Here is a 13,203-nt window from a genome sequence, read left to right on the forward strand (position 1 = left end):
AGGGGACACCGCATCCGGCATGGCCGGCAGGTGGGCGTGGGTCTTGCGGAATCAGTGCGATGTCAATCCGAACAACGGGGAGAGTTGTTACATGAGCAAGCATGAGTTGATGAGCAGGAGCAGGCTGAGCCTGTTGATCGCAATGGCGCTGGCCAGTGGCGGCGTCTATGCGCAGTCCACGACCGGCAGCATTGTGGGGCAGGTGCCGACGGGCATGGGAGACACCGTCACGGTGCAGAGCGACAACGGCCTGCAGCGTGACGTGGCTGTCGACAATCGCGGCCGTTACGCGGCCAACCAGCTGCCGCTGGGCAATTACAAGGTGACCCTCAAGCACAACGGCGAGGTCGTGCAGACCCGCGACAACGTATCGTTGCGCGTGGGCGTGTCCACCGATGTGTCCTTCGCCGGGGCGGCGGGCAACGCGAGGGAGCTGGAAGGCGTGAAGGTGACGGCCAATGCCCTGCCCGCCATCGACGTCACCAGTGTCGACTCGCGCACGGTAATCACCGCCGATCAACTGGCCCGCTTGCCGTTGAGCTTTTCGGCCGAAGCCGTGGCGCAACTCGCGCCCGGCGTGGTGAACAACTCCGGTGGTTTCACCAGCGCCACGGGTGGTTCGCTGGTGAGCTTCGGCGGTTCGGGAGCCAACGAGAACGCGTACTACATCAACGGCTTCAACACGACCGATCCTTTGAAGTCCGAGGGTGGCATCACCTTGCCGTACGGCTCGATCGACCAGGAAGAGGTCTACACCGGCGGCTACAGCGCGCAGTACGGCCGCTCCGACGGCGGCGTGCTGAACATGGTCGGCAAGCGCGGCACCAACGAATGGCATTTCGGCGGCATGGCGAGCTGGGAACCGGCATCGACGCGTTCCTCCGCCAGGAACTGGTACTACCAGAACGGCCAGCCGGATCCGCCGCTGCCCACCGGCACGCTGTATGACCCGCGCGAGCAGAACGAGTACTGGGTGACCACGTACGACGCCTACGTGGGCGGGCCGCTGATCAAGGACAAGCTGTTCTTCTTCGCATCGGCCGAGATGGCGAAGAAGGAGGGCTCGTCGGTTGGCCCGGTCACGGGCTCGTCGCCTTATTCCGATTACAGCTATCACATGCCCAAGTGGTACGCGAAGCTGGACTGGAACATCAACGACAGCAACATCCTCGAGGTCACCGGCGCGTCCAACAAGCAGTCGTACGGCGCCGACCTGTACCGCTACGACTTCCAGAACATGGCGCCCGGAAAATTCGTGAGCCATGCGGACGGCACCAAGAACGGTGGCGACCTGTGGTCGGGCAAGTACACCGGCTACCTCACCGACAGCCTCACGCTGACCGCGCTGTACGGCAAGATGCGCACGACGGCGTTCCAGCAGCCGGTGGGCTATGACCCGGGTCTTGCCTACGTGGCGGGCATCACCGCACAGAATCCGGCCATCGTCGGCAGCCAGCCGCGCTACAACAACCAGACGACGTCCCAGCTCTACGATCCTTCGCGCGGCAACAGCGTGTCGAACCTGCGCATCAGCCTGGAATACAAGCTGGGTGATCACACGCTCACGGCGGGTATCGACAACCTGACGGCCGAAGCGCTCAACCAGGGCAAGGTTTCGTCGGGTCCGGGTTACACCTGGTCGTACGCGCATTCCAATTTTCCGCAGAATCCGATCGACCCGGGCCTGGGCGTGGGCGCGCCGGCCGACTTCGCCAATGGCCAGACGGGTTACTACGTGAAGAAGCTGGTCAACAGCCAGCTGGCCAACGTGAAGACGGTAGAGCACGCGCAGTACATCGAGGACAACTGGCAGGCGACCGACAAGCTGCTGCTCTCGCTGGGCATCCGCAACGACCAGTTCACCAACTACAACGCCGACGCGCAGCCGTACATCAAGCAGACCGCGCAGTGGGCGCCACGGCTCGGCTTCGCGTGGGACGTCAACGGCGATTCCAGCTTCAAGGTTTACGGCAACGTCGGCCGCTACTTCCTGGCCTCGCCGCTGGAGCCGGCGCTGAGCGCCGCCGGCGCCAGCCTCAGCACCACGCAGTACTTCACCTATAGCGGCATCAATCCGGATGGCACGCCCACCGGTCTCACCCAGATGTCGCCCCCGGTGTCGGCCAACAACAACTTCGGCATCCTGCCCGATCCCAAGACGGTGACCGCCAAGGACCTGAAGTCGATGTACCAGGACGAGTACATCCTGGGCTTCACCAAGATGCTCGGCACGTCATGGCTGTATGGTGCGAAGGCGACGCGACGCGTCCTGCGCAGCACCATCGACGACTTCTGCGACGTCGACCTGATCACCGAGAAGGCGCAGGCGCTGGGCTACAGCGTCAGTTCGGTCAACAGCTGCTACCTCATCAATGCCGGCCGCGCCAATACCTTCGTGGTGGTGGACGACGCGGGCCAGCATCACGACGTGAAGTTGAGCCGCGAGGAACTGGGCTTTCCGCCGGCCAAGCGCAAGTACTACGAGCTGGAAGCGTTCCTCGAGCATCCGTTCGATGGCACCTGGTACGGCAAGATCGACTACGTGTTCTCGCGCAGCTACGGCAACACCGAAGGCATGACGCAGTCGGACGTGCAGTCCGACGGTCCGAACGAATCGGCCGACTGGGACAACGCGCCGATCATGGTCTACAGCAATGGCGACCAGGGCAACGATCATCGCCACCAGGTGAAGTTCAACGGCTACTACCAGGTCACGCCGGAGTGGCTGGTGTCGGGCAACTTCTCGTACATCTCCGGCGGCCCGAAGGTATGCCTGGGTCTGTTTCCGGGCGACAACCCGGACCCGGCCGGCTATGGCTCGTCGTACCACTTCTGCAACTTCGTGCCGGTGACCCCGGGCAGCATCGGCCGCCTGCCGGCCCAGAAGCAGCTCGACGTGGGCGTGAAGTACACGCCGGCCTTCGCGGCGCAGCGCCTGGGCTTCCATCTGGACGTGTTCAACGTGTTCAACAACCAGGCGGTGGTCAACACCACACCGGCGCTGTATTCCAGCTCCGATGGCACGCCCAATCCGCTGTACGGTACGCCCAGGGTGATGCAGGCACCGCGTTACCTGCGCGTGTCGGTCACCTACGACTACTGATACGCCGCGTGCCGTCGTGCATCGCTCCTCGTGGTCATCCACGGGGAGCGATGGTCCATTCGGCGCGAGCGTCACGAGGAGCAGGCATGAAGCATGGGTTGTTCGCGATGATGGTGTTGTGCGCGGGCCTGGTCCCGGGTGCCGGCGCCGTGGAAGCTGCACGCGCGAAGGCGGCATCGGATGACGATCCGAATGTTCCCTATCGCACGTTCGACAGCACGCCGGCCATCACGATGGGGCCATTGCTGCTGGACATGTCCGATACCTCGGTGATCGTCGAATGGATGACCGATGCGCCCAGCGACGGCAGGGTGAGTTACGGCGAAGGCAAGCTCGATCACGAGGCGGTCCCCCAGGTGGATGGCATGGTGCCGGTGGGAACGATGCACCGCGTGGTCATCGACGGCCTGGCGCCGGGAAGCCATTACCAATACCGCGTTGCATCGCGAAGGGTGGTGGCGCTGAAGCCCTATTGGCCCGACATGGGGAAGACGGTGGAGAGCGCGACCGGCAGCTTCACCACCTTCGATGCCACGAAGAAAACCACGCGCTTGGCAACCATCACCGATACGCACGAGAACGTGGAACGCATCCGGGCATTGATGGGCCTGATCCACCAGGCGCCGGTCGATTTCGTCGTGCATACCGGCGACAGCCTCAACTATGTCGTCAGCGAAAACCAGATCAAGGACCGCTTCCTCGACCCGATGGCGAGCGGCCTGCAGGCGAAGACGCCGCTGCTCTACGTGCGTGGCAACCATGACTATCGCGGCGAGATGGCGCGCTCGTTCGGCGACTACCTGCACGCGCAGGACGGCCGCTATGTCTACACGCGTGACGACGGGCCGCTGCACATGGTGATGGTCGATACCGGTGAGGACAAGCCGGACGGCACGAAGGTCTACGCCGGACTCAACAACCTGGGCGATTACCGCAGGCAGGAACTGGCATGGTTTCGCCATGTGCTCGCCGATGAGCCGCGCACGAGGGCTGCTCCGTTCACCGTCGTGTTCGGCCACGATCCGGGTTGGGGCTGGGTCGATGGCCAGAACGATCGGTGGACGCAGGCGGCCAACCAGGCAAGGATCGACCTGTTCATTGCAGGGCATGAGCACCATTTCCAGCACATCAAGCCTGGCGAGCGCGGCAACGACTTTCCCATCCTGGTGGTAGGGCAGGACCAGGTGGCGCGCGTGGAAGCGAGCGATACCGAGCTCACCGTCAAGGTAGTGGACCGCACGGGCAAGCTGGTCGATGCTTTCATCCTGCGCCGCAAGCCCAAGTCGTGAGGTCGGCATCGTGAACCCGAATCCCGTGCATCGTCGTGGCCGCCTGGCCCTCCTTGCGGCCTTGTGCCTGGTGGCAAGCAGCGCGTTTGCCGGATTCGACACGGTGCCTGCACGGAACGCCCTGCAACGGCTGCTCCCGCGACACCAGGCGCAGTTCACGCTGGTCGCGCTGGAGGGCAAGGGGGCGGATCGCTTCGAGATCAGCGGCACCCCGGGTCACATCGTGGTGGCGGGAACGTCGCCGGCGACACTGCTGACGGGCGTGGAAACCTATCTGGAGCAGGTCACCCATACCAGCTTCGGCTGGCCCGGCGACAGCGTGGATCGCCTGCCTGTGATCTTGCCGGCACCCCCGTCGCCGATCAGCCGCATGTCGAAGGTGCCGGACCGCTTCGCGCTCAACGACGTCGACGATGGCTACTCCGATGCTTATCTCGACTGGCCCGGTTGGGAACACAAGCTCGACCTGCTGGCCTTGCACGGCATCAACGAAGTCTTCATGCCCATCGGCACGGAAGAGGTGTATCGGCGTACGTTGCGCGAGTTCGGCTACGACGACGCCCAGGTCCGCGCCTGGATTCCCGCGGCGGCGCACCAGCCCTGGTGGTTGCTGCAGAACATGTCGGCCTTCGGCGGGCCGATGTCGACGACGCAGTTCGCGCGTCGTACCGAACTGGCCAGGAAGATCGTGGCGCGCCTGCGCGAACTGGGCATGACGGCGGTGATGCCCGGCTACTTCGGCACGGTGCCGGCGGGCTTTGCCGAGCGCCACGCCGGCGTGCACGTGGTGGCACAGGGCGAGTGGGCCGGATTCACGCGGCCCGACTGGCTCGATCCGCGCGATCCGATGTATGCGCGCGTCGCCGCTGCCTTCTATCGCCACCAGCGCGAGCTGTTCGGCGACAGCACCCTGTACAAGATGGATCTGCTCCACGAAGGCGGCCGCGCCGGCGACGTGCCGGTGAACCTGGCCGCGCAGCATGTGATGCAGGCACTGCAGGCGGCCCATCCCGGCGCACGTTGGGTCATGCTCGGCTGGCAGCGCAACCCGCCCATCGCGGTGATCGACGCGGTGGATCACCAGCGGCTGCTGATCGTCGATGGCCTTTCCGATCGCCACGAAGGCCTGGACCGCGAACGTGACTGGCATGGCGCGCCCTACGCGTTCGGCGCGATCAGCAACTTCGGCGGACACACCACGCTTGGCGCCAATACCGGCGTCTGGTTGTCGCGATTCCCCGCGTGGCGCGACAAGCACGACAGTGCATTGCGTGGCATCGCCTATATGCCCGAAGGCACCGGTACCGATCCGGCGGCCTTTGCCCTGTTCACCGCATTGGCATGGCAGGCCTTGCCGGCAGAACCGGCGCCTTGGTTCGCCGACTACGCTGTCTATCGCTACGGCGGGCCCGACGAACACGCATCGGCTGCATGGCGGGTGCTTGCGGCAACGGCTTACGCGATGCCCTCGAATGGCTGGTCCGAGCCGCAGGACAGCCTGTTCAATGCGCGTCCCGATCTGGCCGTGCGCACGGCGGCGCGCTGGTCGCCGGAAAGCATGCGCTACGACGGCGCGCGCTTCGGCCAGGCCGTCTGCGAACTGCTGCAGGTGGAGCCAGCCTTGCGAAGCACCAGCGCGTACCGCTACGACCTGGTCGATGTGGCGCGCCAGGCGCTCGCCAATCAGGCGCGCGTGCTGCTGCCGCAGATCGGTGCGGCCTATGCATCCAAGGACGCCCCGCGATTCCGCACGCTCACCACGCAATGGTTGGGCGACATGGCCTTGCTCGACCGCCTGCTCGCCAGCGAACCGCATTTCCTGCTCGGAAGCTGGCTGGCGCACGCACGCGACGCCGCCGGCAATGATGAGGAGGCGGCCCAGCTGGAATACGACCAGCGCTCCCTCATCACCAGCTGGGGCGATCGCTCCGGCGCCGATCGCGGCGAACTGCACGACTATGCCAACCGCGAACTCTCGGGGCTCGTCAACGGGTTGTATGCGCCCCGCTGGCAGCGCTACTTCGATTCCTTGGCGGGCGCCTTGGACAAGGGGGCACCACCTGCGCCCATCGACTGGTTTGCCATGGAGCAGGCCTGGGCCCATGCGCGCGACGCGCAGCGAACGACGCCGCAGGGCGATGCCTGGCAGCTCGCGACCGAGGTCGCGACCCGGCTCGACCTCTGTCCGCGCGGCAGTCCATCGGGAGCGGGCTCACACTGACGGCGGCAGGCAGGGGCACGGCCTGATCATCCATGCATGCGCGGGCGCCGCCATCGCCGGTTCGATGGCTTACATGCGGAACACGCCGTAGCGCTGCGCTTCGATCGGCGCATTGAGCGAAGCGGAAATCGCCAGCCCCAGCACGCGGCGCGTGTCGGCCGGATCGATGATGCCGTCGTCCCACAGGCGTGCGCTGGCGTAATAGGGGTGTCCCTGGCGCTCGTACTGCTCGCGGATCGGCGCCTTGAAGGCTTCCTCGTCCCCGGCGCTCCACGTCTTGCCGCTGGCTTCGATACCGTCGCGACGCACGGTGGCCAGCACCGACGCGGCCTGCTCGCCGCCCATTACGCTGATGCGCGAGTTGGGCCACATCCACAGGAAGCGTGCGCCATAGGCGCGGCCGCACATGGCATAGTTGCCCGCGCCGAAGCTGCCGCCGATGACCACGGTGAACTTCGGCACGTGCGAGCACGCCACGGCGGTCACCATCTTGGCGCCGTCCTTGGCGATGCCGGCGTTCTCGTACTTCTTGCCGACCATGAAACCCGTGATGTTCTGCAGGAACACCAGCGGCACGTTGCGCTGGTTGCACAGCTCGATGAAGTGCGCGCCCTTGAGCGCGGACTCGGAGAACAGGATGCCGTTGTTGGCGATGATGCCGACCGGGTAGCCGTGGATATGCGCGAAGCCGCACACCAGCGTCTTGCCGTAGCGCGCCTTGAACTCGTGGAACTCCGAGCCGTCGACGATGCGCGCAATCACCTCGCGGATGTCGAACGGCCGGCGCGTGTCCTGCGGGATCACGCCGTACAGCTCCTCGGCCGGATACAGCGGCTCGCTCGGCGCCTTCAAGGCGAGCGGCATTGGCTTGCTGCGGTTGAGGCTGGCGACGATGTCGCGCGCAATGGACAGCGCATGCGCATCGTTCTCGGCAAAATGGTCGGCCACGCCCGACACGGACGTATGGACGTCCGCGCCACCGAGGGCCTCGGCATCGACCACTTCGCCGGTGGCGGCCTTCACCAGCGGCGGGCCGCCCAGGAAAATGGTGCCCTGTTCGCGCACGATGATGGTCTCGTCGCTCATCGCCGGCACATAGGCGCCGCCCGCGGTGCACGACCCCATCACCACCGCGATCTGCGGAATACCCAGGCCCGACATGCGCGCCTGGTTGTAGAAGATGCGGCCGAAGTGTTCCTTGTCGGGGAACACTTCGTCCTGCAGGGGCAGGAAGGCGCCGCCGGAGTCGACCAGGTAGATGCACGGCAGCCGGTTCTCCAGAGCCACTTCCTGTGCGCGCAGGTGCTTCTTGACCGTCATCGGGAAATAGGTGCCGCCCTTCACCGTGGCGTCGTTGGCGACCACCACGACCTCGGTGCCGTTTACCCGCCCGATGCCGGTGATGATGCCGGCGGCGGGCGCCGCATCGTCGTACATGCCGTGGGCGGCCAGCGGTGACAGTTCGAGGAACGGCGAGCCGGGATCGAGCAGGGCCCGGATGCGCTCGCGCGGCAGCAGCTTGCCGCGTGCGCTGTGCTTCTCGCGCGCCTTCTCGCCGCCGCCTTCGGCGCTGCGGGCGAGTTCCCGCTGCAGCTCCTCCACGAGGCCGCGCAGCTGCTTGCTGCTGGCCTGGAACTCGGGAGAACGGGGATCGATCTGCGACGGGATGACACTCATGGGGGAAGGGCTGCCGTTCGAAGGTAGCCTCACATGATAGTGGCCGGCGTCGTCCGGCTAAATCGGCGTCGCAGCATGGCGAACGCGCACAAAAAAACCGGCCGCACGAGGCGGCCGGTTTTTCAGAAGTACACGAGGTACTTAGTGACCCGCGGTCGTGGCCGGAGCCGGAGCAGCGGCCGTCGAAGCCGGAGCCGGGGCCGGCTGTTCGGCCGGAGCAGCAGCGGTCGAAGCCGGAGCAGCAGCCGGAGCTTCGGCAGCAGCCTTCTGAGCCTGTTCAGCGGAGCTCTGAGCCTGGTCAGCCGACTTCTGGGCGTCCTGCGCGGAATCCTGCGCGCCGTTGCTGCAAGCCGCCAGCAGCGCGACGAGCGCAGAGGCGAGAAGGGTACGCGTGAACTTCATGTTGAATCTCCTTTGCCGTGGAATGCCGTTTGGCGGGCGTATTAATAGCGCTTTCGCGGAAAATGCGCCACATCTTTGTGTAAAGAGGGGAAAACGGTTAACCCCGCTTTCATCGGCGACCGTAGGCCCGATCGCCGTAATCACCTTTAATCAAGGAGTTCCACCGCAACGGCGGTGGCTTCGCCGCCACCGATGCACAGCGACGCCACGCCGCGCTTGAGGCCGCGGGTTTTGAGCGCGTTGAGCAGGGTGACCACCAGGCGGGCGCCGCTCGCGCCGATCGGGTGGCCAAGCGCGCAAGCGCCGCCATTGACGTTGATCTTGTCGCGCGGGATGTCCAGTTCGCGCATGGCCGCCATGGCCACCACGGCGAAGGCTTCGTTGACTTCGAACAGGTCCACGTCGGAGACCTTCCAGCCGGCCTTTTCCAGCACCTTGTGCAGCGCACCCACCGGCGCGGTGGTGAACCACTCCGGCTCCTGCGAATGGGTGGCATGGGCCACGATGCGGGCCAGGGGGGCAAGGCCGCGGGCCTTGGCATCGTCCGCGGAGAGCAGCACCACGGCGGCGGCGCCATCGGAGATGCTGGAGGAGCTGGCGGCGGTGATGGTGCCGTTTTCCTTGCGGAACGCGGGCTTGAGCGTCGGGATCTTGCTGACGTCGGAGCGGCCCGGCTGCTCGTCGGTGTCGACCTGTACTTCACCCTTGCGGCTGGCCACGGTGACCGGAACGATCTCTCCGGCGAAGGCGCCGGACTGCTGCGCGGCCTTGGCACGCTCCACCGATTCGGTGGAGAACTTGTCCTGCTCTTCGCGGGTGAAGTGGTACTTGTCGGCGCACAGCTCGCCGAACACGCCCATCGCCTTGCCGTCGTAGGGATTGGTGAGGCCGTCCCACGCCATGTGGTCGACCAGGGTGCCGTCGCCGTAACGGATGCCGGTACGGGCGTTGACCATGTGCGGCGCGTTGGTCATCGATTCCATGCCGCCGGCCACCACGATGGCGGCCGAGCCGGCCTTGATCAGGTCATGGCCCAGCATGATGGCCTTCATGCCCGAACCACAGACCTTGTTGACCGTGGTGCAGCCGGCGGATACCGGCAGGCCGGCGCCGATCGACGCCTGTCGGGCCGGGGCCTGGCCGAGGTTGGCCGGCAGCACGCAGCCCATGATCACTTCGCTCACGTCGGTCGGCGCCAGGCCCGACTGTTCCAGGGCCGCGCGGATCGCAGTGGCGCCCAGGGTGGGCGTGGGAACGCCGGTGAACTGGCCGAGGAAGGAGCCAATGGCGGTGCGCTTGGCACCGGCGATGACGACGCTGACATCCGACATGGAAATCTCCGCAAGTACTTGATGGGGCTGAAAGTGCCCAAGGGGTAGCCGTGGAATTATCGCAGTCCGCGGCGGGCGGGGGCAAACCGGGCCGATTTGGTGCAGCCACGGGATCTTGCGCCCGTTTGGTTGCGATTTCGTTGTGCGACTATTCGACCCGACGTGCGTTGGTGGGACAGGGGACGTCATCGACGGGGTGAGGGCGATGAAGACGGGTACTCGAGCATGGCCATGCCGGCGCACCGCCGTGCTGGCGGGATTGGCCCTTGGCCTCACGGCCTGCGGCGGTGGCGGCGGGGGCAACAGCAACACGCGTCCGGCGCCTGCACCTGCGCCAGCGCCGGCACCTGCGCCGCCACCCTCCAGCAGCGTGGCGCAACCGCCGATCGACGCCCAACTGGGCATTACCAGCACCTATGCCGCGCACGCCGCCGGCTACACCGGCTCCGGGGTCACCATCGGCATCGTCGACACGGGCGTGATGTCCACTCACCCGGCACTGTCCGGAAGAGTCGTCAAGGAACTGGTCTACGTCGATCCGAGCACCAACAACCTGAAGGTCGACGACGTCAACGGGCACGGCACCTTCGTGGCCGAGATCGCTGCAGGAACGCCGTTCGGCCAATTTGCCGGCGGCATCGCGCCGGGATCGAGCATCGTCTCGGCGCGCATCATCGACGACAACGCGCCGGACGATAACGGTTCGACGCCTCCGGCACCGGTCAGTTCGTCGGATGCCATTCCGCTGGGGCAGGTCAACGCGGACCTCATCAACAGCGGCGTGAAGGTGATGAACAACTCCTGGGGCGGCATCAGCTGGAGCGCGAGCGACGGCGCGACGACCAAGGGTTTCCACGATGCCTACAGCCCCTTCATCAATACGTGGGGCGGCCTGGTGGTGTTCGCCGCGGGCAACGATTCGCAAGCCAACCCGAGCACGATCGCCGCCTTGCCCAGCCTCGCGCCGGATCTGGCAAAGGGCTGGCTTACCGTCGTCGCGGTCGACAGCAACGCCCCGGGCAAGCTGGCGAGCTATTCGAACCAGTGCGGCATCGCGATGAGCTATTGCCTTGCCGCGCCCGGCAGCGTGATCGTCAGCGGCAAGGGCGACACCACGACCGCCAACGAAACCTACTGGATCGTCGCCGGCACGTCGCTGGCGGCACCGCAGGTATCGGGCGCGGCGGCGCTGGTGTGGCAGGCCTTTCCGTATTTCAGCAATGACCTCGTGCGGCAGACGCTGCTCGGTACGGCCGACCCGTTGGGTGGCTCGCAACCCAACGCTACCTTCGGCTATGGCGAACTGGATGTCGCCCGAGCCGTGAAAGGGCCAGCCCAGTTCAACTGGGGCGATGTCACCGTCAACTTCAGCGGCAGTTCCACCTGGTCCAACCCGATTTCGGGTGCGGGCGGCCTGATCAAGCAGGGCACGGGCACGCTGACGCTGACCTACCCGGCGAGCTACACCGGCTTGACGCAGGTGCAGGGCGGCATGCTGGCCGCGGCGTCGCTGGCATCCAGCGTCAACATCGGCGCGCAGGGCGTGCTGACCAACACGGCCTCCGTCGGCGGCTCGGTGACGAATGCCGGCGTGCTGGCCCTGAACGCCACCGACATGACGATCCTCGGCAACTACACGCAGCAGGGCAACGGTCGTCTCGCGATGCCGCTGGGGGCGATCTTCCACGTCGCCGGCACGGCCAGCCTCACCGGCGGCGATCTCTACATCACGGGTGTGCGGCAGGGTTATCAGGTCAACGCGCATACCGACGTATTGACGACCGGCGGTGGACTGACCGGCACGTTCTCCGCGCTGGACGTCGCCACCGGCGTGCTGCTGTCCGCATCGCTCAACTACGACGCCACCGAGGCATGGTTGAACGTGAGCCAGGTGCAGGCAACCAACGTCACGGGCGTGACCTATACGCCGGCGTCCTACGGCGCGGCGCAGCGCGTGGACGGCGCGTTTGCGCAAATCAACGGCCAGGTGGCGCAGGGCACCGTCAGCGGATCGCCGACGACATCGGCGTTCGTCAACGGAGCGGCGTCGCTGCAGCAGGTCGCCACGGCCAGCGCCTTGCAGCAGTCGCTGGAAAGCCTGTCCGGCCAGTTGCACGCCGCCAGTGCGGCGATGACGTTCGAGGCCATGGACGCGGGCACGCGCGCGCTGTCCGGTCGCTTCGACCAGCTGACCGACGCCACGCGCGCCGGCGGCTGGACACAGGCGCTGGATGGCTACGGAAGCCTGAGCCGCAGCGGCTTCGCGAATGTCGGCTATGACCTCAACGGTTGGATGGTCGGCCAGGACCGGCGCCTGGGCGCGAACGGCGTCGTCGGTTTTGCCGTGAGCCAGAGCCAGAACCTGGGTCGTCTCGATGAATTCGCCGACCAGGGCGCGAGCCACGCGGTCGAAGGCATGTTCTACGGCGGCGTGGTGGGCAACCAGTGGTACGCGATGGGGCGATTGGGCGTCGGCACGTATCGCGAAGACATGCGCCGCCACATCGAGCTCGGCAGCGAGGTGCAGAACGTCGCCAGCGACACCCACGGCCGCTATGGCGTGGCCTATGGCGAAAGCGGGTTTCGTTTCTTGCTGGGCGCCATGCATGTGACGCCCTATGTCGACCTGCAGTACGCGGACATCCGGACCGATGGCTTCAACGAGGTCGGTGGCGACGGCTTCGGCCTCAAGGCAGGCTCGCAGACCATCGAACGATGGCAGGGCGGCGCGGGCGTGCGCGCCGGACGCGATTGGCCGCTGGCTGGCGGCGGCCAGCTCAGCCTGCAGGGTCATCTGCTCTGGCAGCGGGCTTTCAGCATGCGCGGCGCCATCCCTGACGCCAGCTTCGCCGCGCTCGACCAGTGGGCTCCCGTGGGTGGCATCGGTCTGTCCCGCTACGGCGGCGATGCCGGCCTGAGCCTGGACTGGATGATGTCGCCGCGATCCCGGCTGTCGCTGGGCTTCGACCGGTTCGTGGCCGAGTACGATCGGGGGCAGACGGAGACGCTGAGTTACCGTCTGTCGTTCTGACCATCCGCAACGGCCTTTTCCCACACGAGTACTGTCCTGCGCGGTAGCCGGGCGCAGGAACTTTCTGCGCAAGGTTGTGCGAATATGGAAAGAGGAGGTGCTGGCGGAGTCCAGTCGATCAAGGACCGCCGCGCTTGGATGGCACGGTT

7 protein-coding genes are annotated in these 13,203 nt (G+C 66.1%); 4 read left to right on the forward strand and 3 right to left on the reverse strand.

Features of this window, described 5'->3' with window-relative positions:
• Nucleotides 1-91 precede the first annotated feature (91 nt).
• The 3 genes from JMF82_RS11935 to JMF82_RS11945 all read left to right on the forward strand — a co-directional run bounded on the left by JMF82_RS11935 (nt 92) and on the right by JMF82_RS11945 (nt 6,613).
• Nucleotides 92-3,103, forward strand: a complete 3,012-nt coding sequence (locus tag JMF82_RS11935; protein WP_201314802.1) for a TonB-dependent receptor — start codon at nt 92-94, stop codon at nt 3,101-3,103.
• Between the two features lie 86 nt (nt 3,104-3,189).
• The gene (locus JMF82_RS11940; protein ID WP_201314803.1) at nt 3,190-4,392 is read left to right on the forward strand and encodes a metallophosphoesterase; all 1,203 of its coding nucleotides are present in this window, start codon (nt 3,190-3,192) and stop codon (nt 4,390-4,392) included.
• A 10-nt stretch (nt 4,393-4,402) separates the two neighbouring features.
• Entirely contained in the window at nt 4,403-6,613 is a 2,211-nt protein-coding gene (locus tag JMF82_RS11945; protein ID WP_236585439.1) for an alpha-N-acetylglucosaminidase, read from the forward strand.
• 69 nt (nt 6,614-6,682) lie between these two features.
• Here the strand turns inward: JMF82_RS11945 and JMF82_RS11950 are convergent, their stop codons facing one another.
• The 3 genes from JMF82_RS11950 to JMF82_RS11960 form a co-directional block, all read right to left on the reverse strand.
• On the reverse strand, nt 6,683-8,290 hold the full coding sequence (locus JMF82_RS11950; RefSeq protein WP_201314805.1) for a carboxyl transferase domain-containing protein: 1,608 nt from the start codon (nt 8,288-8,290) through the stop codon (nt 6,683-6,685).
• 141 nt (nt 8,291-8,431) lie between these two features.
• Nucleotides 8,432-8,692, reverse strand: coding sequence for a hypothetical protein (locus JMF82_RS11955; RefSeq protein ID WP_236585440.1), 261 nt, complete (start codon nt 8,690-8,692; stop codon nt 8,432-8,434).
• 146 nt (nt 8,693-8,838) lie between these two features.
• A complete protein-coding gene (locus JMF82_RS11960; RefSeq protein WP_201314806.1) occupies nt 8,839-10,023 on the reverse strand; it encodes an acetyl-CoA C-acyltransferase in 1,185 nt (394 codons plus the stop codon).
• A 205-nt stretch (nt 10,024-10,228) separates the two neighbouring features.
• Between JMF82_RS11960 and JMF82_RS11965 the strand changes: the two genes are divergently transcribed.
• The gene (locus JMF82_RS11965) at nt 10,229-13,054 is read left to right on the forward strand and encodes an autotransporter serine protease (protein WP_201314807.1); all 2,826 of its coding nucleotides are present in this window, start codon (nt 10,229-10,231) and stop codon (nt 13,052-13,054) included.
• Nucleotides 13,055-13,203 lie beyond the last annotated feature (149 nt).

It is taken from the genome of Dyella sp. EPa41 (assembly GCF_016586165.1).
Lineage (GTDB): Bacteria > Pseudomonadota > Gammaproteobacteria > Xanthomonadales > Rhodanobacteraceae > Dyella.